The sequence below is a fragment of the Paenibacillus suaedae genome, assembly GCF_032337355.1.
GTDB lineage: Bacteria > Bacillota > Bacilli > Paenibacillales > Paenibacillaceae > Paenibacillus_B > Paenibacillus_B suaedae.
This window is the reverse complement of sequence record NZ_JAVYAA010000013.1, coordinates 21,189-43,789: the sequence shown is the minus strand read 5'-3', so window position 1 is coordinate 43,789 and position 22,601 is coordinate 21,189. Positions and strand designations below refer to the sequence as shown.

The window sequence follows — 22,601 nt, the reverse complement described above, 5'->3', positions numbered from 1 at the left end:
GTATAACTACGTTGTTCCTACGGATAAGATGCATATGATTGTTACCAATATACCACAATTTAGGCTATAAAATTAATAGGGGATTCCTGTCCACCATGCGATACTAATTGCAAACAAAATAACAGATACAGCAAAAAACCACTTCATCCATAGCGGAGTTGGCCGATATGGCCGCATCCCCGATCGATGCAAGCGGCGACTTAATTCATCCCACATCCGGCATGCTTCTTCCGAATTTGAAAATGTCCCCTTTAACGCATGGACTAGCCATGACTCATAATGCCGCAGGACAGGATGGGTATGAACAAGTTCCAGTACTTCCTTTACTTCCCGCGTTTGGGGCAATGCCCGTTTCATGCGCTCACGGAGCTCCTTTCCCCCGAGCACCTGAATCGTCAGTATGGCAAATGAGAACAGATCATATCCATCATCTGCGGTACGCGAGCCCGCATGCCAATACCCCCGATCATACATTTCAGTGAATTGCTTTACGCTCTTCCCTCTGCTCGTTAATCCTCCATAATCAACAAGCTCAACCTCTCCGCCATTACCTACAATGACATTTTCCGCCTTAAGATCGCCGAATACCCATCCATGCCGATGTACATTATGCAGCTTCGCCAGCAGTTTGCTCCCCACTATACCGTACCACCTGGGGCCCTTCTTCCGGATGTAAGCTTTAATACTTTCACCTGGAACATAGCGCATTACATAAAAGGATATACGCTCCCCATTCATATCTGCATCATCTACATCAACAAGGAAGGGGCGATTGTCTTGGTGAGCTGATGATCGGGAGGATGTTCGCCGCTGCTTCTCCAGACTGCCAAGGGCATTCACTTCCGATTGGAGATCAACGGCGTTGGTGCTTATTTTCAACGCAAAGGTGCCTATCGCTCCCCCACGTCCATCATTAGGGGCCGACAGCAGCGTCACCAGATAGACTACCCCATTGGCGCCACTTCCAAGAAGACGCTCAATCCGATAGGCACGGTGATTCCATACCCCATGCAGCACCATGCCTGCCCGCAACTGGTTGTGGGAGTCTCCCTTTTGGGGCTTTTGGGATGCTCTATTGAGTTGTCGCCTTTCCTTAAACGATGTAGTCACTCCATACCCCGTCCATTTCCATTCTTTCATGATGATTGATAGGCACCACTTCTGCTTCCTTGTCCACAGTGCGAGGTACCGTTCGATAATAATCTATGACTTTCAGCAAAGCTGGGCCAGTCGGTGTTGTCCCACGCATATTCAGTCGCTGGAACAACTTCTTCGCACGCGTAATCTCATCCGTCCACTCCAAGTCCTGGACTGCTTCCTCTCCCCCATATGGGCCAGGAAAATGAAATACACACAGCTCACTCTTGCCGCTTCGAGCTTGCAGGCTAAGCATTAAATCTCGTATCGCTTCCTCGACTGCGGCCAGCTTCGGCTTCATGCTTGCACTAGCATCAATAAGCAGCGCCACCTTGAGCGCTGACTGTTCCGTCATATCGTCCATGACACGAACCACTTCAGAACGCTTCTCCAGTGGAAGTGCTTGCACGCCATCAGTTGTAGCATCACCCAGAATTAGCTTCAATTCCTTATTCACAGCCTGCTGTATCGTCTGCACTACTGTCTTACGTGTCATCATCTGAATGGTCTGTGACAGCTCATGCGATTGCACGATGCGGCTTACACCACCGCCTGCACCAGCAATCTCCTCAATCTCGCAAGCACCCAATTGTCCAATTGTACCATAATCAACAATGCCGACTACATTGACCGTTATTCCGTTCTCCCTTGCCTCCGCGGCGGCAATGGCGGGCTGAATGCCTACATTGGAGCATCCATCCGTAATGAGAAGAATTTGCTTCATCATCCTTCATTCATCTCCCTATGGTCACTATGAATCTAGTTCTAGTGTGCCCCATAATAGGAGAGTTTAACCATAGTGTAAGTCCTCCCCTCTCGGGAGAAGTCTTAGAAGCAAATGAGGAATAATCATTCATTGTCTGTTTATGGTTAATCAACTGACAGGCATCGGCCGTTCGATTCGATCACCCCCACTCCAGTGCAAAGTCGCCCATTGTGGTCGATGTCTCGTTACACGCGTGACAACAATGGTCATATCATCATCAATACGTCCTCCCGAATGCCGGATGACAGTCTCTAGCAGGAGATCAGCAATTTCCTGCGGGTCGTCCGTCTCGAGCTCCTGGATGAGCCGCTTCATCCATAATTCCTTATTAACGGCCGAGCCAGGCGCATCAAATACCCCGTCTGTCATCATTACCACGATATCACCCGGTGATAGAGAGGCGTCAACCAGTTCAATTTCAATATCCTGTAATATACCTATCGGCAAATTGTTCGAGGAAACTAAATGAACCTCTTCGCCTCGCTTAATGAAGCTTGGCGTTGAACCACTCTTAATCAACATCGTCTTGGCAGAAAATAAATCAATAATTGCTAAATCTAACGTAGCGTACACTTCATCAGGAGATCGAAGGGTCAGCACCGAATTGACGGACTTGATCGCCAACTGCTCCTCAATTCCTGCCTGAAGCAGCTGAGCAAGCAAGTGAAGTGCCGTGCTGCTCTCTAAACGCGCCCTCTCTCCATTCCCCATTCCGTCACTTAAGGCAACAGCGAACTTGCCGCTGCCCAGCTCGAGCGCACTAAAGCTATCTCCCGACAGCATTCCACCTCCCTTGGCAGTACCCGCCATCCCTGTATCAACCTCGAAGGCCTTCGCGGTTACGAAGGAGACAACACCCTGCCCTTCCGATCTGGTAATGGATTCGTCCCGTACGGCAATATGCTCGCCCAATATATCTGACAGCAGCGGAGCGATCAGCTTGCGGCATTCATCATATCCTTCCGTGAAGGAATGCACCATTTCAATCTCTACACGCCCAGGATCCAGTGACATGATATCTACACGGTGAACCGACAATCCTAGATCTTCTACGGCCTGACGGATCTGCTCCTCCTGCATGAACAGTTCTCTGCCCTCGCGCTGAATTTCCTTCGCTAAGTCGTCCATGACCTGTGAAACCCCTGATAATTGCTCAGCTACAAACTGGCGACTGTCCTGCAGCTGCCTGCGCCAATGTTCCTCATGCATGTGCCGAATATGCTGATCTCGCAGCACTGTAAGCATCTGATGCGCCCGCAGACAATGTGTCTTCCAAGAGTGAGGGAGCGGCTTGTCCTTCCATGCGAACTCCGGGTTCCCCTCCACCTTCACGAGCATTTGCTTCATCATCGTCATCGTCTGGATCGACTTGCGGCCCCAACATGCCTGCCTTCGCGGACATGCCCCGCATGTAACCACGGATGCAGCCTCAATAACTCCATCCGATATCTCTTCCTCACCTGCCTGCGCAGGTGCATCGCCAGCCGTCGTAGGTGCAGCCTGCTTGAAGCTGTGTGACAGCTGATCGAATACCTTGGAGAACTGCTGTACACGCTCTGCCGTCATGTCGCGCATGCGCTTCGCATATTCATGCTGTGAATTCGTATGCTCACTCGTCCCTGGGACATACTTAGCCAATGTGCGGCATATGGATTTGGGAGTAAGCAGAAATAGGGCGGCTGCGGCTATCGTCTCCCATGTTGATACCATGACCTGCTCAGGAGGACCAATATAGACCGATAAGATTGCCGTACCTAGCAGCATACCGAAGGCAACTGCCCAGCGCTTCCCTTCCCGCAGCAGTCCTGCAAGCAGACCAGAGAAGGCTAGTACGCTCATTTGCGATAATGAGCTCGGCTCTGCAAGACCAAGGATTAGTCCTAGCACAACGCCTACTGATGCGCCTAACGGCGCTCCGCCAACTAGGGCAAACAGAAGAACGAAATAGCGTGATAAAATATGATCCAGCTGCATGCCCTGTACACTCCAGCCGACAGCACCTGTCATCATAGAAGCAAGCAGAATCATTAGGCAAATCATTTCATCCACACGAAGCGTATAATTGCGTTTACTCATCGTTAGTACGGGTAGGGCTTGAACAAATACGAGCGTTAAGACGAAGCCAAGCGCCGCATCTGTAACATCCATTGCTAGGGCATACCAAGTAAAAGAGTGTGATAGAAAAGTGACGAGCAGCTTCACAATAAGACTAGCCGCAAACACCATCAATGGTGCGATGTTCATATCTGAACGTCTATCATAAGCCTTCCATCCACGATACATGAGGACAATGAGCAGTAGCTGCATCCCCATCATTATTGTAATTTGCTCTGGAGCGAACAAGCTTCCGGCTAACAATGCAGTTCCCACCCACGTAGCCAGCTCCCGGCGCGAGAAATATACAACCGCAAAAAAGGCAGCCGCAAACGGGAATAATTCATTCAAGATCATGGCACGACCAAGAAGGAAGCCGATCAGGACGAACATAATCGTCCATTTGCGCGTACCTAGCATACGTTGGAATCCGTCCAGACGCCATTTGCTAGGCGCATTCATCCATCCGGTTCCTTCTTCCTTGATATCCTGCCAGCCTCTTTTTGGAAATGGAATGATCTTTGTCTTACTCATCATTTGGCACCACCTATTCTATGAATTGTGTGCCTCTCATTATAGAAAAGGTGATAGAAATAGTTTGTCATAAAAAGGAAAGGGGTCAAAAAAACTTTCCGACAAGCGTCGCGAGCGCTTCCCAGTGCGGAATATGTGCGGCGTATCAGGGGTTTGGCCGATTTCCATTTAAGCAGCTTTGAAGAGAAGATGTCATATTTTTGTCGTTCATCCGCTAGGGTCGACGGTCATTTGACAATAAAGCATACGGAAAGGCGTAAGAACCTGTCGTACAGGCAGGCCGACACGACAAAAAAAGTTTTTCCAGCAATTGTGCGGCAAGGAAACGACGATCCCGTCAGATCATGGCGTCCGGATGTCTACATGTTTTGCTTATCTGCACACGCAAAAAAACCGCAAAGACCGGTTGCCCGGCTTGCGGCTTTAATTACGTTGTCGTCATGGACGATTACATGCGGCGTGCTCCACGGCCTCCACGCTTGGATTCCGTATTCTTCTTCAAAGAAGAAATGCGTTCTTCACTATCCTTAAGGAAGCGCGACATCTTATCCTCAAAAGAAGCGAAACTAGGCGACTTGCGTCCCCCTCGATCCCGGTTCCCGTGTCCATACCTGCTATTGCCCCCGTCTCTTCCTGGAGGACGGTCCGGACGAGGTCCTCTTGGAGGTCTCTGTTCCGTTACAGGTTTATCGACTGCTTGCTTAATAGACAAGCCGATCTTGCCGTCCTTGTCGACGTTAATAACTTTGACCGTGACTGTATCGTCAATCTTCAAATGGTCATTCACGTCCTTGACATAGTTATCGGCAATTTCAGAGATGTGAACCAGTCCCGTGACACCTCCCGACAGATCAACGAACGCTCCAAAATGCGTAATCCCTGTCACCTTGCCTTCTAACTTGGTGCCCACTTCAATTGTCATAGAATAAAATGTTCCTCCCTTAAAATGTTAAACGGAACATTGCTCAAAAGCAAAAAAGCAATGCTTATGTCGTGATTATACTGTAATGGCGCAACATTGGTCAACCGACGGTTGTCCTGATTTTACGCTCTATTCGTCGTGTTTGCGGATGAGGAGTTCGTCCGGAAGCACCATACCTCGGCTTCGCGCCAATTGCAGTATGTATTCCGTTGTATTGAGCCGATCGACCTCTTGTCGCAGATCGTTGCGAACCTGTTCGACTTCGCCCTTCTCCTTCTCACGCGCCTTCAAATCTGAGCGAAGCTCTTCCATCGTGTTCAATTGACTGAAGTACGTATACGTGCCCCACCCTATAAACAACGCCATGAAGATCAGCCACATGCGCAATCTGCGCTTGGCTCCCGCTATTTTGTTATCTTGGTTGCGGCTTGGAGTATGTCTTCGGGATTTAGACACCGACATACGTGCACCCCCTTGTATCAGTAGCTCACGATACACCTTACCCGCTAGCGCTTGCGTCTAAACAGGTCAAGGAACCGCCTCATCTGGCAACGTACACCAATGAGCCACGCGGAAATGCGCTTGCCGGCTGATATCACCCCTTGCCATATGCCCTTGCACCGTTCCGTCATTCTGAATCGGTTCCATAGCGGCATGACAAGCGGCTTGAACAACCATGCGATGAGCAGCCAGAGCGGTCGTAAACATTGTAGCACAATTTTGAGGAGGAACATAGCAGACGATATGAAAAATAATGTAAGTGCTTTTATTCCTGCCCATATCCCTTTAAACGGCAGTACAATAAGCACATACACACACCGCATTGCGAAGCGCCATATGGCCTTAATGGCGGCAACTACCCATTTCACAATCAAAACGGTTATTCTGCTAAGGAAGACAGCATACAGCCATGCGCCTGCTGCTAGACCAAGCAGCACATAAAATCTTAATTCTCCCTGATTGCCCTTCACGAGCATTTGGAACACGAATAGCGTCGCTGCCAGCCAATAGAGCAGATCAAATACAGGCAGCGTCCACCGTGGAAACTTGAATTGGCCTGCGACGACACGGTAGCTGTCGAACACCAGACCAAGCGCAAGTCCGCTCATCATCATGAGCATCACGGTCATCCATTGAGTGTGGAGGTTCACTTGAATAACTTACCGAAAAAGCCCTTCGACTTGTCCTGCGCATTCGCATCCAAATAGGTCAGGGAGTTGACCGTACCTTCGATGGCAACCAAGCCTTGTTCCAGGCTCAAATTTTTAATATGCAAATTGTGGCCGCGTATCGTCAAGAAGCCGCATTCTGTATCAAGCAGGAACTCCTCACTGTCGAAGCTCTCTACCTTGCTCACTCCGCTAATCTCGAGGAGCTTGCGGTTCATCATCTTCACTTCTTGACGCTTGGCCGCTGGCTTATTGAAATCAACCATGGCATGTACCCCTCCTTCTCAACACTAGCTTATGAAGGAGATTGAAGATTAGAACTGCGACTATAGCAAAGAGAGAGGATTATGCTATGAACATATACTCTCTCTCTTTGCTTGCTCTATTTGTAATTGCTCAGTCGCTTACCAGCATTCATATATTTAGCGATTGTCTACCTTCTCTGGATACATATCATGGTTCATCAGTCGGTGAGCAGCCATGTCTTCAAACTTCGTACCCGGCTGGCCATAGTTGCAGTACGGGTCAATCGAGATGCCGCCACGCGGGGTAAATTTGCCCCATACCTCGATATATCTCGGATCAAGCAGCTTAATCAGATCATTCATTATGATGTTCACGCAATCCTCATGGAAGTCGCCATGGTTGCGGAAACTGAACAAATACAGCTTGAGCGACTTGCTCTCCACACATTTCACACCCGGGATATAGCTGATGTAAATGGTCGCAAAGTCTGGCTGTCCCGTAATCGGACATAGACTTGTAAATTCCGGACAATTGAATTTGACGAAATAATCCCGGTTAGGATGTTTGTTGTCGAATGACTCCAAAATGTCTGGTGCATAGTCTGACGGGTACTCCGTCTTTAATCCAAGCTGCTTCAAATGCAATTCTGCTTCATTTCTTCCTGCCATCGTCATTGAATCTCCTTCGGTATCATTTTTCGTAGGATAACCTGTAAATCCTGTACGAGTTGAACGAGCCATACTTGTATTTAGAACACAATTCCACCTGTGTGGGTAGAGATAGCCATCGCGCTAGACACCACGCTTGTTGCCCCACACCAATGTGTGCAGCTGAGGCAGCACGCGTATCTGGTTCAAGCGTGGTTCTAAGGCAACCTTATCGATCAACCATTCATATTGTCGGAGCAGCTTCTGTATCAACTCCTCGTCATCTCCACTATGGACATCCTCATTCCCTGTCTGCATAACGAATGGAATATCGGGATAGCGTTCATGAACCTCTATCGCATATTCCATGTCATCCTCATTGAACACAACGACCTTCAGGCATAGTCCCTTGCGTGCAGACCGATTCCATAGCTTGCCTACGATCTCATCCAAGCGTGCGAAGTTCGTACCCATCCCAGAGCTTGGCGGCTTCGGAGACAGCGTGACATCATCAATCTCCAAGAGCCAGTCCTGCCAGCGTGATCCCTGTGTCTCTACAGCCGTGCGAACCCCGCGTTCGCCGAGACGTTGAACCAACTCGCCCATACCTTCCAGCAAGGCTGGGTTGCCGCCAGATATCGTAACATGCCCATAGCGCCCCTCAGCCAGACGATCCAGCTCTTCAATAACAGCATCTGCCGTCAACTGACGGATGTCATCTTTGGCAGAACCATCCCATGTAAAGGCGGAGTCGCACCAAGAGCAGCGGTAATCACAGCCAGCTGTACGGACGAACATCGTCTTCTGGCCGACTAAAAGCCCTTCTCCCTGCACGGTAGGTCCAAATATTTCGAGAACAGGAATCGTCATTGCTCCATCCACTCCCGTCGTGCTTCCGCATAGCTGGTTGGAGTCTCATAGAGCCGCACAAATTCTACTCTTCCCCCTTCGCATCGCTCTGCGTAGGGTTTAGTTTGCAATGCAACTTGCATTTGTTCATACAACCACGCGACCATGTTCTCTGCCGTTGTATTCATCGGTGGGAGTGTTTCATTCAAGTAACGATGATCGAGATAAGGCTCGATTCTATCCTTCCAAATCTCCTTTATATATCCAAAGTCGAGCGCCAGCCCGATTTCATTTACAAATCCGCTTAACCCAAAAACAACCTTGTACGTATGCCCATGAAGGTTTTTACATTTGCCTTCATAAGCATGTAAATGGTGGGCAGCATCGAAGGTAAACTCTTTGCTCACAAGTACCCGGTGACGGTGATAACGCAGCGAATCCTGTGAAATGTCGGCGCCCAGCACTTGCAGCTTATCGACGATACGGAATGGCCCAGGAGTACTCATCGGCTTGCCCCCTCCTCTTGCTTACGTTCCATCAGGTAACGTTCAAGTCCTGCCTTGCGCAGCTTGCAGGACGGGCATTCTCCGCATCCATCTCCCGGAAGTCCGTTGTAGCAAGTTACCGTCTCGGTACGAACGAAGTCGAAGGCACCAAGTTCGTCAGCAAGACGCCACGTATCTGCCTTATCCAGCCACATCAGCGGGGTATGCAGTACGAATCCATAATCCATCGCCAGATTCAGCGTAACATTGAGTGATTTGACGAATACGTCGCGGCAGTCTGGATAACCACTGAAGTCCGTCTCACATACACCTGTAACAATATGACGTGCTCCAATCTGCTTCGCATAGACAGCGGCGAAGGAAAAGAACAATAAATTCCGTCCTTCCACAAAGGTGCTCGGAAGTTCGCCTTCTTCCTGTTCAATTGCGATGTCGTCTCGCGTCAACGCATTGGGAGCCAGTTGATTGAGCAAGGACATATCGAGGATCCGGTGCGGTACACCCAACTTGCCGGCAATCGCCTTCGCATGCTCTAGCTCTGACTTATGGCGTTGTCCATAGTCAAAGGTGATCGTCTCGACTTCCTCAAATCGCTGCAGTGCCCAAAACAGACAGGTTGTGCTGTCTTGCCCGCCACTAAAGACGACGACAGCCTTGCCTTGCTTCCGTCCTGCATGCGCTTGGCTATGGGAATCTGCATTCCAAGCCGCTTCGCCGGCTGAGGAAATGTGGTTGTTGCATAGTTGTTCATTTACTTGCTTCATGTGTTCTTCATCCTTTCCTGTCCCCTCACAACCCTATAGAAGGGTCTCCTAAGACAGAAGGCCTGTGCTTGCTCAGGTTGACTGTTCGTTGGCTTAGCCGATATACAGCTCCTGTAAGCACAAAAAAAGACAGCACTAAGGAAAGATAGCCCTGTAGAATGCTGTCAGCCTTAGTTTTTTATAGAGGGAGATTGCGAACCTCTCCCGTGCTGAAGCACGGAATGTTATGATGTTGAATCCCACCTCAGTGGGATTGCTTATTCCATTATAGCGCGTATGTCCTCCGCATGATAGTACCGTCACTGAATACCCATAATGCTCTATATCAAGGAGAGACCTATATACAACTGCTCAACAACGCTGAATGATTCCTTGCAAATCAAAAAGAAGCGGTTCCGTCTTCTCAGACGGATAACCGCTTCCTTGCTCGTTGGAATATGCATTTCTATCGCAATGGACTGGCTGTTACCAGTTCAATCCGTTGTCTCTTGGAATTGCTTCTTCCTTCAGCAGCGTATACATGCCCGCCGCCTCTTCCTTCTTCGTCGTCTCTTGGAGACGCTCTACTCGGACGGTGACGAGCTTCTGCCCGAATTGTACCGTAATCTCGTCGCCGACCTTCACTGTCGTGCTCGGCTTCGCTTCACGGCCATTCAGTTCAACACGCCCCTGCTCGGACACATCCTTCGCGACAGTACGCCGCTTGATGAGCCGCGATACTTTCAGGAACTTGTCTAGACGCATTATTTTACAGCTTCTTTAAGCTTGTTGCCCGCTTTGAATGCAGGAACTGTAGATTCAGGAATCTCGATTGTGTTACCTGTTTGCGGGTTGCGACCTGTGCGGCCAGCGCGCTTGCGTGTTTCGAATGTGCCGAAGCCGATCAATTGAACTTTGTCGCCGCTAGCCAAAGCGTCTGTTACTTCACCGAAGAAGCCGTTCAGTACGGATTCAACGTCCTTCTTAGTCAAACCGCTTTTTGTGGAAATGTTGTTGATCAAATCTGTTTTGTTCATGTGTATTGTCCTCCCAATTCCTCTTTTTCATAGTTGAAATGAATAATGGTCTACAGGCGCTTGCCCGAGCCTTGGAATGTTGATGCTTGTATGTATTCTTGCTTCATCACCAAATTCCTTCCCGGGTGCGGCATTTTTTCATATTTTGACGAAAAATAGAGAGCAGTAGTCCGCTGCACCCCAAGCATTATGGCTCTAAGCGCTTCGCTTCCTGCCACCATTGCTCCATTTCTAGTAAATCAGTTTGGTCAAAAGATTTACCCTTTATACGAAGTTGTTCTTCGATGTATTGAAATCGGCGTACAAATTTACGGTTCGTATATGTTAACGACTCTTCTGGATCGGCGTCAATGAACCGAGATACATTCACGACAGCGAATAATAGATCGCCGAGTTCCTCGCGCGCATGATCCAGCTCTTCATCCTTCACGGCATCGTCTTGATCCGATCCCGCATCTCGTATCGCCTCTCGCAATTCTTGCAATTCTTCGGCCACTTTGTCAAGTACATCCTTGGCATTGTCCCAGTCAAATCCGACTTTAGCCGCCTTTTTCTGCAGCTTATAGGCCTTCATGAGCGCAGGCAAATCACGCGGCACACCGTCCAGTACGGAAGGTCTCGCGTCCGCAATTCCCTTGATCTGCTGCTCCTCTGCCTTCATCTGTTCCCATGTTCCAAGCGCGGATTCGACATCTTCTGCATGCTGATTACCAAATACATGCGGGTGGCGGAAAATAAGCTTCTCATTCAACGATTGGATGACATCGTATACACTGAATGCCCCCACTTCTTCCTCCATTTGGGAATGCAGCATAATTTGCAACAGCAAATCGCCGAGCTCCTCCTGCATCGCAGTTGGATCATCGTCATCAATCGTTTCGAGTACTTCATACGTCTCCTCGATCAGATTTTTGCGAATCGATTCATGTGTCTGCTCTTGATCCCATGGACATCCTCCAGGGCTTCGCAAGATCGAGACAATCTCATGCAGGCGACCGAATGTGCGCTTGCGCACTTCATCACTGTCGGTGCGTGGAACCCAAATTAAGGATAGGTTGCCGTAGCCTTCAATACGATCCAGCTCATACAACGGAATGCGCTGCATGTGCTCCATGCCTTCTACGCCAAGCGCATGGCCTACTACGACTTCATAGTCTTCCGGATATACTTCCATCAGTCCCAGCTTCACATCAGACGCTGTAAACGTATCATACACTTGTCCAATCACGGTGTGCAACCTTGGGTTCAAGCCATCAGCCTGCAGTCCGGCCGCATCAAGCAGTTGGAACCCTTCAATCGGATCGAATCCGAAACGTAGGAACGCCTGATCCAGGAAGCTCTCTCCCCCGATAATTCGCAGCTCAATGCCCTGTTCCGAGCATTGATCCCGCAGCAAGCGAACCGTTGACTCTGCGACCATCGGATGCCCAGGAACCGCGTATACAATTGGATTCTCGGGACTGACAGCAGCAGCTGCCATCAATTGGCGAACAATTTCTTTGTACACCGATGGGAAATCGTCTTGCATTTCATATACGGAATCGAATGAGCGAAATGCGACATCATTCTGTTGCAAATATGCGATTACCGGATGGTCAGCCGTGCGTACGTACAATTGCTTCGCCTCGCGCAGCAAGTTCCATACGGCTAACGTCAATTGGCTTTCATCGCCGGAGCCGAGCCCGACGACAGTAATGGTTCCAGGCATGAATGAATCTCCCTTCGATTGTTGCATCACTGTGTATTATTCCCCACACTTCTGCCCACAGAATCACAAGCGGGGCGAGAATCGCGCAGCGAATGAAGCAAGCTTCGGTCCGATGCGCGGCAGCTCGGCCAGTTCCTGCGGCCGAACTGCACCGAGTGCGATGGCTAGCAGGGTGAATATAGCCGCGCCAAGCGGCACGCCTACGGCTACGGCGAGCACGGCCGCTAAGCGGCCAGTAGCGCCGAGCCAAGCTGGAACGGCCGCGGCCAGGCTGACGCCAGCAGCCATGCCGCCAAGCGCCAGCGCAAGGCGCGCGCTGCGAGCGCCCCAGGCGGCGAAGTGCACGCCGCTTGCGACGGCGAGCGCATGCGCGTTCAATGCTGCGGCCAGACCAAGCGAGGCCGCTGCGGAGATAGCTGCCCCGGCAATGCCGTAGGCCGGGATCAGCCATACATTCAGCGCCGCCTTCACGATTGCGGCGCATACAAGATGCACGGCTGGCGCACGCACCGCGCCCATGCCCTGCAGCAGCGCGGCTGACACGGCGTGGAATACGCCGCTTACAGCCGTGGATGCCACCAGCACGAACGTCAGCGTTCCCGCGCTGTCCGTGTATAACGCCACATTGAGCGGCTCCGCCAAGGCGACGAGCCCGACGGTAGCAGCAAGACCAAGCATCCACGACCAGCGAAGAGCTATCTTAATAGTCGGCGCAAGACCGACAGTACCCTCTCTGCGCATGAGCGACGCCACCATCGGGACGACCCCCACAGCAAGTGAGCTCGCCACCATTGTGACAAGTTGCACAAGAGGATACGCCCGGCTGTACACGCCGAACTGTGCGAGTGCCTCTGCCTCACTCCACCCTTGTTGCAGCAGAAACCGAGGCACCGTAAATACATCCACTACATTTACCGCTGGCAGCACAATTGCACCTAAACAAATTGGCAGGGCAGTCCATGTCAGCTTCCGAATCCAGCTCCAGATGGTGCCTGCCTGCTGCCTCATCCCTAATTGCGGTTTTTTCCGCAGTCGACTGTAGCTTCTACGCTTCTCCCTCCAGCGGAAGATCATCATAGTTAGCAACCCGCATAGACCACCCGCAAATGATCCAAACGTAGCTCCTGCAGCGATTGTCTCATCCGCTGCGCCCAGATGACTATAGTACAGCAGAAGCCCAATCATGACCGCTACGCGTCCTGTCTGCTCGATAACCTGCGATACAGCTGTTGACGTCATCCGTCCACTGCCCTGATCGTAGCCTCTGAGAGCAGCGGCAAGCGGCATTACAAGCAGCGCATAGGCAGCACTCTGGATAGCGGCCACCGTATGTTGATTGCCAATCCAACTGGCGATCTGTTCTGCGCCAGCCAGCATAGCGAAGAACCCGGCAATCCCAGTAACCGTCATGAGCAGACTGGATGCTAGAAGCACCTGTTCAGAGCCTACCTCATCCCCAGCTGCCTCGCATTCTGCCACGAGCCGTGCTACCGCAACTGGAATACCCGCACTAGCTATCGCTACTAGCAGCACATAGAATGGGTATACCGCGTTATATATGCCGAATACACCGTCTCCCCCGATATTTTGCAGCGGGATTTTCTGCAGTGTTCCGATTACCTTCGACACTATCGTCGCCATGCCTAGCAATAAAGCGCCGGACATAACTTGCCCCGCAACTCGGGGGGTTCGTTTGTTCAACCGTCATCCCCGCCCATCTCTAACATTCGTAACGTATTATAGCATATCAAGACAGGCCAATTCCTCCTTGCCTGGGCAAGCTCCATGCATAGAAGCTGCAGCACCGTCCATGATGTCTGCAATCTCGTATTTTCAGCGCTCCTGCCCAACAAGAAAAAAATGCGGCTAATCAATATGCCTCTGCAACGGCGTAGGGATGACTCGATATTAGAGCTCAGAGCACAAAAAAAGCCCCTGCATCGCTCAAGCTGCGTATACACGCATCCTGTATGAGCAGGGACTTTCGTTAGCAAATTTCGGATTACTGCTCCATTTGCTTACCAAGGAAGCCAGCAGCCGTTTCCGACATTTTCACTTCCATTTGGCTCATTTTCACGCTGTCGTCTTTGTTAAGCATAACAACTGTACCGATAGGATCTCCACCAGCAACGATTGGAGCAACAACGAAAGAAGAGAAAGCTTCTTGGCTGTCTTTTACGATTTCATAATTGCCTGCGTTCGTTTCGATCATTGTCTTGCGGTTTTCCATACAGTTCTCAAGCAACATCCCGATTTGCTTGTCCATGTATTCTTTCTTCGATCCGCCAGCAACTGCGATTACAGTATCACGGTCAGAGATCATTGTGATATGTCCTGTGCTCTCATACAAGGATTCCGCATATTCCTTAGCGAAGTCGCCCAATTCACCAATTGGGGAATATTTCTTAAGGATAACCTCTCCATCACGATCAACGAAAATTTCAAGAGGATCTCCCTCGCGAATGCGCAAAGTGCGACGAATTTCTTTAGGGATTACAACACGTCCGAGGTCATCGATACGACGTACAATTCCAGTAGCTTTCATTATGAGTTGCCCCGCTTTCAGTAAGTATTTTCGATTTACTGTATTATTGTTAATTAGGAGGGATGCGGAATGGTTTGTAATACTGACCATAGTATTCATCTGCTCCCAAGTTCTTATACATACACATCATACGTAGGTAATGCCATCCAAGTTGCAAAAAAAATCACATTTTTCGACACTAACCGACATTTTTTTAGAACGAATTCTTAAAATTTTCACATTTTACATCAATATACCGGAATTTTTTAGTTTTTTCCTCTGATTTTGTCGAAACAAAGCTTATCTTTTTCGACATCAATGCGAAATGTTGGATTTGCTTTAGTATCAAACTTTATTATCGTACTTTTGGATTTTACTTCTGTGTACACAGTGAAAAGATCACACCATCCAAATTACGACCGGTAGTAATTTGAATAGCCGCTAACATAGTATGTCTAATTTTCCCCAAGCCATGACAAATGTAAATAAACGTATTTTTAGAGGATGAAACCGGAAATGAAAACTTTTTATTGTTTTTATGAATATTTCATTCCGTTTCCATACCTTCCGCGAAAAATAGCCCCTTCCCCTTGAGGGGAAAGGGCTACGGCACGAGATGATGACATATCATCTCGCGGCATGCCTTTACTTGCCTGATTCTGCTTTTGTATCTTTAGGAGCTTCTGTATTCTGATCTTTTTTCTCGTCCTTCTTCTCTTCCGGCTTTGTCTCCGTCTTAGGAAGGTCGATTTTCTTGATCAGCTTATCCAGATCCTTCTGCATGAAGTTGTTCATCAGCTCAGAAGCTGCACGCGTACGCAATGCTTCCTTCTCTTCTTCTGTCAACTTGCTGTATTCCTTCTCTTTACGATCTTCCACGCGCATAACGTGGTAGCCGTAGTCTGTCTCAACTGGATCGCTCACTTGGTTAAGCGGCAATGTCAAGGCAGCTTCCTTAAATTGCGGTACCCATTGACTTACAGCAGCGTCCTTGTACAGACCACCAGTCTTAGCGGAACCTGGATCATCAGACGTTGTCTCAGCCAACTTCGCGAAGTCTTCACCCTTCTTCAGACGGGCTTGTACATCCTTCGCCTTCTTCAGAGCATCTTCTTTTTTGCGCTCTTTGCCTTCTTTGTCCTTGAATCCAATCAGAATATGGCGAACCGAAGCGGTTGTCATATCCTTCTTATTCTTCTCGAACTCAGCCTTGAGCTGATCTTCCGTTACCTTGCCGTTGTAATCCTGTACAACCGTCAAGATGCGCGACATATACTCCGTAATTTCCTCTTCCGTGAGCTTGCGCTTGTCCAACATTTCTTTGAACTGCTTGTCTCCGACTTGCTTCTTCATCAAGCCAATTTGTTCTTTGGCTTTATCTTTACCGGTTTGCTTTGCTTTCTCCGGTGCTTTGCCATCCAAATAGCGATACGCGATTTGCTGCTTCACGAAGTAGTCGCGGAATTGATCCATGCTAATAATCTGCTCGTATTCCGGATAGAAGAACAGCATGTTCGAGATTTCTTTGTCGAAATCATTCTGTGTAATCTGTCCTCCCTCATACGTAGCAACGACTTTACTGTTGTCGGTTGCCTTGCCCGCTGACTTCTCGTCTTTGTTGCCGCATCCGGCTAATACGGATATTGCGAGTACCGCAGACAATGCCAGCAACAACCACTTCTTGGAACGCGTCTTGTTATTTTGCAACATTCTGCAATTCTCCCTTCGATTTGATGGCACCCTTAGCTTCCTGCATGAATTGCTCTAGTATCATTAACAGCTGCAGCGCATCAACGCCTCGTGCATTGAACTTCACAGCACCGCAAGCCTCTTGATCGACATTAATCCGTCTGTCGAGTTTAGATGCAACAGCAGCCATCTTCTTGCGGTCTAACCACGGATCCGCCGAAGAATGGACCTTGATCGTGACCACATCTCCACGCTGTACAATTGACTCCCATCCATACTGCTTCGCATGAAGCTTCAGCCTAGCGACAGCGAGTAATTGAAGGACAGCAAGAGGTGGTTCACCAAAGCGGTCGATGAGTTCATCCCGCAGTTCTTCGACTTCATCCAATGTAGCAAGTCCCGCTACCTTTTTATAAATCTCAATCTTCTGAATACTATCATAAATATAATTCGGCGGCAAATACGCATCTACGTTCAGGTCGATGAGGGTTGTAAGCTCCTGCTGATCCTCAATAGCGACACCATCGATCTCCGCCTTGCGCTTGTTCACCTCATCTGCAAGCATCTGCGAGTATAGATCAAATCCAACAGATGCAATAAATCCATGCTGCTCCGCACCTAGCAGATTACCCGCCCCTCGGATGGATAAGTCGCGCATCGCAATTTTGAATCCGGAACCAAGCTCGGTGAACTCCTTAATCGCCTGAAGCCGCTTCTCTGCCACCTCGTTCAGTACCTTGTCGCGCTGATAAGTGAAGTAAGCATAAGCAATCCGGTTCGAGCGGCCCACTCGCCCACGCAACTGATACAGCTGCGACAGACCCATCTTGTCCGCATCATGAACGATGAGCGTGTTCACGTTCGGAATGTCAACGCCTGTCTCGATAATACTGGTGCTGACGAGCACATCGTATTCCCCATCCAAGAAGTCGAGAATTGTCTTCTCCAGCTCTGCCTCGGACATTTGCCCATGGCTTACCGTCACACGGGCATCCGGCACGAGCATTTTAATATGGTCGGCCATCTGATGAATCCCCTGCACTCGGTTGAACAGGAAGTAGACCTGCCCGCCTCTTGCCAGCTCTCGTTCTATTGCCTCGCGAACTAAATTATCGCTGTATTCAAGCACGTAGGTCTGAACAGGGAATCGATTTTCTGGCGGTGTCTCGATAACCGACAAATCCCGGACGCCGAGCATGGACATATGCAGGGTACGCGGAATAGGTGTTGCCGTCAGTGTCAGCACGTCGACATTCATCTTCAGCTTTTTCAACTTCTCCTTGTGCGTTACGCCAAAACGTTGCTCTTCATCGACAATCAGCAATCCTAAATCTTTGAAAACAACATCCTGAGAGAGCAGGCGGTGAGTGCCGATAATGACGTCGACAACACCCGACTTTAGCCCTTTCATGGATTCGTTCTGTTCCTTGCGGGAACGGAATCGGCTAAGAACCTGAATATTAAATGGATAATCGGCAAATCGCTCACGGAACGTCTCATAGTGCTGCTGTGCCAAGATGGTTGTTGGTACGAGTATCGCCACCTGCTTGCCTTCGATTGCAGCCTTGAAGGCAGCTCGAACCGCAACTTCCGTCTTGCCATACCCTACGTCACCGCACAATAGACGATCCATCGGACTCGCCTTCTCCATATCCTGCTTAATTTCTTCGATGGCACGCAGTTGATCTCGCGTCTCATCATATGGGAACATATCCTCGAATTCCCGCTGCTCTGGTGTATCCTTCTCGAAGGCATAACCGCTAGATGCTTGTCTTGCTGCGTACAGCTTGATCAAGTCGTCAGCAATGTCCTTCACGGAGGAACGAACTTTACTCTTAACCTTCGTCCACTCGGTGCCACCCAGCTTATAGATCTTCGGCTCCTTCTCTTCCGAGCTCACATAACGCTGGATGAGATGAAGCTGATCCACTGGGACAGATAGTTTATCCCCACCCGCATACAAAATATGCAGATAGTCCTTATGGATACCGTTAATCTCCAGCGTCCCAATTCCGATATACTTACCAATGCCATGATTCTGATGGACGACATAATCGCCGACCTTCAGTTCCGTATAGCTGCGAATCCGTTCCGCATTGTCCACCTTCGCGTTCAGTTCCGTTCGGCGTGTCTTCCGCTGCTTGCCGGAGAACATCTCACCCTCAGTTATAACTACAAGGTGAATGGACGGGAGCTCAAAGCCTGTCTGTAGGTTTCCCTTTAAAATCGTAGGCTCAGGTATTGCGTAATCCTGAAGCACACGACGCATCCGTTCAATTCGTTCATCACCGTTCGCCAGCATAATGACGTTGGCGCCTGACTTCTTCCACCGTTCCATTTCTGCTTTCAAGACATTCATTTGTCCATGGAAGTTCTGCATGGAGCGGCACATGACGTTCACGATATTTTGCGGCTGCGTATGAGGAACCTGTCTGAGGAACAGCGCCATAAATACGGTCTGGAATGGGCGCTTGCCCATTGCGACGTCAGATGTCACTCCTAGAGGAAGCGCCGGCAATGTCTTGCCATTCGACAACAAGTGTGTGCTCCACTCCAGTTCATCTCGTTCAAGCTGTTTAGCTGTCTCCATGACTCTAGCAGGCTCATCTACGACAAGCAGCGTGTCCTTCGGCATATAATCATATAATGTGTGCTTCTCTGGATAGAGCAGCGCCACGTATTTATAGAGCTCTGTAAAATATACAGAACCTCTCATTCGTTCGATATCATGCCCGATTTCCCGCTCAAGCTTCTCCTTTACTTGGCGATCGGACATCTTGCCCAGCTGTTCTTCGAGACGTGCAAAAGTCGCCTCAGCCGCAGCGGCGAAGCGTGTCTCGTCTGCAATTAAGTCTTTGCAAGGCAGTATTGTCAATTGCTTCAACTTATCGATAGAACGTTGATCCTGGGTGTCGAATGAGCGAATGGAGTCAATTTCATCATCGAACCATTCAATTCGATACGGATAAGGAGCTGTGATTGGATAAATATCTACAATCCCACCACGGACGCTCATCTCTCCCTTGGCCTCGACCCGTTCTGTACGCTCATAGCCGCACGCAACCATCTCTGCAAGGAAGGTTTCCAGTGGAAGCTCATCGCCAAGCGACAGAGATATGCCAGCCTCAGCCATCATCTCGCGGGCAGGCAAAAAGCGCCGCAATCCCGCATACGGCGTTACGATTATCCCACGGAAGCCACGTGCACACCGGGTAAGCACTTCGATGCGCTGCGCAATCACTTCTGGACTTGATATCGCTGCTTCTGCAGCTACCAACTCATTGGCCGGGTATAAGAGCACTTGATCCGCCGACAAACATTCCTGCAGGTCATCAGCTACTTTTTGTGCAGAGAACATGTTGTGTGTGACGACGAGTACTGGACGATCCAACTGCATCTGAAGTGCCGCCATCATCACCTGACGAGCTGAACCGGACAAGCCGGATACCAATTGCTCCTTCATTCCTGCACGGACACCCGCAGCAATCGATTCAATGTCACGTTCTTCTGATAAAGCTTGCATGAGTGCATTCAACAAAAGATAGGCACCTCTTTCTCACCCACAATAAATACTACAAGGTATAACTAGTAAGGTTATATACGTTACCCTCATCCAAAATAAGCCTCGGCTGACAAGCCAAGGCTGACGCTAACTCCCATTGCCCATCCACCCTCATTGCAAGGGAGAGGAAAGCAAAGACAACTCGGGATGCATCTGAATCGCTTCTGTACAATATTCACATGTCATCCTCACGGTTACATCTCCATTGGAATGAACGACAATATATTGTTGGCGCTCGTCTGGGGTAAGACGGTGGAAGCCGAGGCGTTCCTCATCAATCCCGTTCCCGTCGATGCGCCCAATCATTGTATGACAATGTTTGCACACGTAATTCACAGACATGTATATGCCTCCCATTCTTGGATTATACCGTTCAGTATGTCCAAAAGAAAGGCACATTAGCCCAGTATCGGTTTTGATCACGAAGTTTCTCAGGAAGTAATTCGACGGCGAATCTTGCACTCACTCTCGAACAGCGTATGCTTCCGAAGTATGTTTCCTGCAGAAACATTTCAGCTGCTCATGTAGTCCCGCCTACACTCCGCTGCTCCTTACAAGTTTTGCGGAGCAAAACTCGCTACGAAAGCATGTGCTTCGAGTTCACGCAACCTTCTTGGTGCTGAAAACCGATATTTTTTGATCAAACCATATTATCCATTGAATTTCGCCATCGTCTGCTCGAACGAATGCTTAAGCGAGAATTCGACAGCGTCGCAAGTGCGCTCGACTGTCTGCTTCAAGTCTTCCATACCCGCTTTAGGGAACGTAGACAGCACATAATCTACAATAGACCGACCAGGTTCCGGACGAGATATCCCCATCCGAACTCGATTGAAGGATTGCGTTCCTAGATGCTGGATGAGCGATTTAATTCCGTTGTGACCACCCGCACTCCCTTGATAGCGCAAGCGAATCTTCCCAAGCTCTGTATCCATATCATCATATAGAACGATAAAATCCTCAATATCCGCCTTATAGTAATCCATATATGCGCGAACAGCCTCTCCAGACAGATTCATATACGTCATGGGTTTGATAAGAACAACCTTCTCTGTTCCAACGCGTCCCTCTCCGATTAACGCCTTGCATTTGCTCTCACGTACCTGAATGCCGAAGCGATCCGCAAGAGAGTCAATTGCCATAAAGCCGATATTGTGGCGGGTTGCGGCATATTCGGTTCCCGGGTTACCTAATCCTACAATCCACTTCAAGAGCGCTACATCCTTCCTTATTGATCATCGATATGATGATTGAACTGCTTTTGGCATGCATCCGTACCTGATTCGCAGACACATTCAAATGCCGATAAGGGTTACTTCTCCGGCGAAGACCGAAGACGTAACCCTTCCGTAATGTGCAGCTCAGGTCACTCGACCCACGCTTTATTCAATCTCAAACAATTTACTGATAGACAATTCTTCGTGAACACGAATAATCGCTTCACCCATTAACGGTGCAACCGACAGTACGTGTAACTTGCTAGATGGGTTTTCATGTGTAATCGGAATTGTATCCGTTACAACAACCTCTTTAAATGGCGATTTCTCCAAACGATCCATCGCAGGTCCGGACAATACTGGATGCGTGCAGCAAGCGTAGACTTCCTTCACCCCTGCTTCAACCAATGCGTTCGCACCAAGCACAATCGTACCAGCCGTGTCGATAATGTCATCGATAATGATCGCTGTCTTGCCTTTAATATCCCCGATAATATTCATAACTTCACTAACGTTCGGCTCTGGACGACGCTTGTCGATAATGGCAAGCGGTGCATTCAGGAAGTCAGCCAATTTGCGCGCACGTACCACACCACCATGGTCAGGAGATACGACAACAACGTTTTCGAGTTGCTTCGAGCGGAAATATTGTGCCAAAATTGGAACACCCAGCATATGATCCACAGGAATATCAAAGAATCCTTGAATTTGTGTGGCATGCAAGTCCATCGTAATGACACGATGAGCTCCTGCTGTCTCGATCAAATTCGCTACAAGCTTCGCCGTAATCGGATCACGCGAACGCGCTTTACGGTCTTGGCGAGCGTAGCCATAGTAAGGGATAACTACGTTAATGCTCTTTGCCGATGCACGCTTCAATGCGTCCACCATTACAAGCAACTCCATCAGATTGTCATTGACCGGGTCGCATGTCGATTGAACGACGTAAACGTCACAACCGCGTACACTTTCAGACAACTTAACTTGGATTTCTCCATCACTAAAGCTCTTCGTTTCTGCATCTCCCATCGGAATTCCGATGTATTCTGCAATCTTGTTCGCCAAATTAGGATTGGAGTTGCAAGTGAAAATTTTCAACTTGGAATCACAATACGTCATGATATTAAAAACCCTCCGTGCCGGTTCTTGTTCATCGTTGTTTTATACTGTCCGTTAATGGTGCTGCTTAGTCTATCCCTACATGGTCTCAACTAAAAAGGCTCTCAATACCATGCTAAACGATATTGAATG

At 49.2% G+C, this 22,601-nt stretch carries 21 protein-coding genes and 1 riboswitch; all 21 genes read right to left on the bottom strand.

Annotated elements, in window-relative coordinates; genetic code table 11:
• Positions 1-72 precede the first annotated feature (72 nt).
• The gene (locus RQP50_RS28835) at positions 73-1,140 is read right to left on the bottom strand and encodes a protein kinase domain-containing protein (protein ID WP_315747450.1); all 1,068 of its coding nucleotides are present in this window, start codon (positions 1,138-1,140) and stop codon (positions 73-75) included.
• Complete coding sequence (locus RQP50_RS28830) at positions 1,094-1,861, bottom strand: VWA domain-containing protein (protein ID WP_315747458.1); 768 nt, start codon at positions 1,859-1,861, stop codon at positions 1,094-1,096. The genes RQP50_RS28835 and RQP50_RS28830 overlap by 47 nt, the downstream gene beginning before the upstream one ends.
• A 150-nt stretch (positions 1,862-2,011) precedes the next feature.
• Entirely contained in the window at positions 2,012-4,531 is a 2,520-nt protein-coding gene (spoIIE, locus tag RQP50_RS28825; RefSeq protein ID WP_072732116.1) for a stage II sporulation protein E, read from the bottom strand.
• 448 nt (positions 4,532-4,979) lie between these two features.
• Positions 4,980-5,453, bottom strand: coding sequence for a S1 domain-containing RNA-binding protein (locus RQP50_RS28820; protein WP_021255190.1), 474 nt, complete (start codon positions 5,451-5,453; stop codon positions 4,980-4,982).
• Positions 5,454-5,582: 129 nt separating this feature from the next.
• Positions 5,583-5,915 carry an FtsB family cell division protein gene (locus tag RQP50_RS28815; protein ID WP_021255189.1) on the bottom strand — a complete coding sequence of 111 codons (333 nt, stop codon included), beginning with the start codon at positions 5,913-5,915 and terminating at the stop codon, positions 5,583-5,585.
• A 44-nt stretch (positions 5,916-5,959) separates the two neighbouring features.
• Positions 5,960-6,604, bottom strand: a complete 645-nt coding sequence (yabQ, locus tag RQP50_RS28810) for a spore cortex biosynthesis protein YabQ (RefSeq protein WP_072732117.1) — start codon at positions 6,602-6,604, stop codon at positions 5,960-5,962.
• On the bottom strand, positions 6,601-6,888 hold the full coding sequence (gene yabP / locus RQP50_RS28805) for a sporulation protein YabP (protein ID WP_021255187.1): 288 nt from the start codon (positions 6,886-6,888) through the stop codon (positions 6,601-6,603). Before yabP ends, yabQ begins: the two co-directional genes overlap by 4 nt.
• Before the next feature lie 156 nt (positions 6,889-7,044).
• The gene (gene queF / locus RQP50_RS28800) at positions 7,045-7,536 is read right to left on the bottom strand and encodes a preQ(1) synthase (RefSeq protein ID WP_072732118.1); all 492 of its coding nucleotides are present in this window, start codon (positions 7,534-7,536) and stop codon (positions 7,045-7,047) included.
• A gap of 123 nt (positions 7,537-7,659) precedes the next feature.
• On the bottom strand, positions 7,660-8,385 hold the full coding sequence (gene queE, locus RQP50_RS28795) for a 7-carboxy-7-deazaguanine synthase QueE (protein WP_072732119.1): 726 nt from the start codon (positions 8,383-8,385) through the stop codon (positions 7,660-7,662).
• On the bottom strand, positions 8,382-8,870 hold the full coding sequence (gene queD, locus RQP50_RS28790) for a 6-carboxytetrahydropterin synthase QueD (RefSeq protein WP_315747449.1): 489 nt from the start codon (positions 8,868-8,870) through the stop codon (positions 8,382-8,384). Before queD ends, queE begins: the two co-directional genes overlap by 4 nt.
• On the bottom strand, positions 8,867-9,634 hold the full coding sequence (gene queC / locus RQP50_RS28785; protein WP_315747448.1) for a 7-cyano-7-deazaguanine synthase QueC: 768 nt from the start codon (positions 9,632-9,634) through the stop codon (positions 8,867-8,869). The genes queD and queC overlap by 4 nt, the downstream gene beginning before the upstream one ends.
• Positions 9,635-9,798: 164 nt before the next feature.
• Positions 9,799-9,842: riboswitch (PreQ1 riboswitch) on the bottom strand.
• A gap of 257 nt (positions 9,843-10,099) precedes the next feature.
• Positions 10,100-10,378 (bottom strand): RNA-binding S4 domain-containing protein, encoded by a 279-nt coding sequence (locus RQP50_RS28780; RefSeq protein WP_005545548.1) that lies wholly within the window; start codon positions 10,376-10,378, stop codon positions 10,100-10,102.
• Complete coding sequence (locus RQP50_RS28775) at positions 10,378-10,650, bottom strand: HU family DNA-binding protein (protein ID WP_021255231.1); 273 nt, start codon at positions 10,648-10,650, stop codon at positions 10,378-10,380. Before RQP50_RS28775 ends, RQP50_RS28780 begins: the two co-directional genes overlap by 1 nt.
• 187 nt (positions 10,651-10,837) lie before the next feature.
• Positions 10,838-12,358 carry a bifunctional methyltransferase/pyrophosphohydrolase YabN gene (locus tag RQP50_RS28770; RefSeq protein WP_072732122.1) on the bottom strand — a complete coding sequence of 507 codons (1,521 nt, stop codon included), beginning with the start codon at positions 12,356-12,358 and terminating at the stop codon, positions 10,838-10,840.
• Positions 12,359-12,421: 63 nt separating this feature from the next.
• Positions 12,422-14,059 (bottom strand): putative polysaccharide biosynthesis protein, encoded by a 1,638-nt coding sequence (locus tag RQP50_RS28765; protein WP_227775207.1) that lies wholly within the window; start codon positions 14,057-14,059, stop codon positions 12,422-12,424.
• A gap of 301 nt (positions 14,060-14,360) precedes the next feature.
• The gene (gene spoVT / locus RQP50_RS28760) at positions 14,361-14,903 is read right to left on the bottom strand and encodes a stage V sporulation protein T (protein ID WP_021255234.1); all 543 of its coding nucleotides are present in this window, start codon (positions 14,901-14,903) and stop codon (positions 14,361-14,363) included.
• A gap of 624 nt (positions 14,904-15,527) precedes the next feature.
• Positions 15,528-16,592, bottom strand: a complete 1,065-nt coding sequence (locus tag RQP50_RS28755) for a peptidylprolyl isomerase (protein ID WP_072732124.1) — start codon at positions 16,590-16,592, stop codon at positions 15,528-15,530.
• Positions 16,579-20,109, bottom strand: a complete 3,531-nt coding sequence (gene mfd / locus RQP50_RS28750; protein WP_072732125.1) for a transcription-repair coupling factor — start codon at positions 20,107-20,109, stop codon at positions 16,579-16,581. The genes RQP50_RS28755 and mfd overlap by 14 nt, the downstream gene beginning before the upstream one ends.
• Before the next feature lie 135 nt (positions 20,110-20,244).
• Positions 20,245-20,475, bottom strand: coding sequence for an anti-sigma-F factor Fin (locus tag RQP50_RS28745; RefSeq protein ID WP_021255237.1), 231 nt, complete (start codon positions 20,473-20,475; stop codon positions 20,245-20,247).
• 308 nt (positions 20,476-20,783) lie between these two features.
• Positions 20,784-21,344: an aminoacyl-tRNA hydrolase gene (pth, locus tag RQP50_RS28740; RefSeq protein ID WP_072732127.1), complete on the bottom strand. Its 561-nt coding sequence runs from the start codon at positions 21,342-21,344 to the stop codon at positions 20,784-20,786.
• A 171-nt stretch (positions 21,345-21,515) separates the two neighbouring features.
• Entirely contained in the window at positions 21,516-22,469 is a 954-nt protein-coding gene (locus RQP50_RS28735; RefSeq protein WP_005545532.1) for a ribose-phosphate diphosphokinase, read from the bottom strand.
• Positions 22,470-22,601 lie beyond the last annotated feature (132 nt).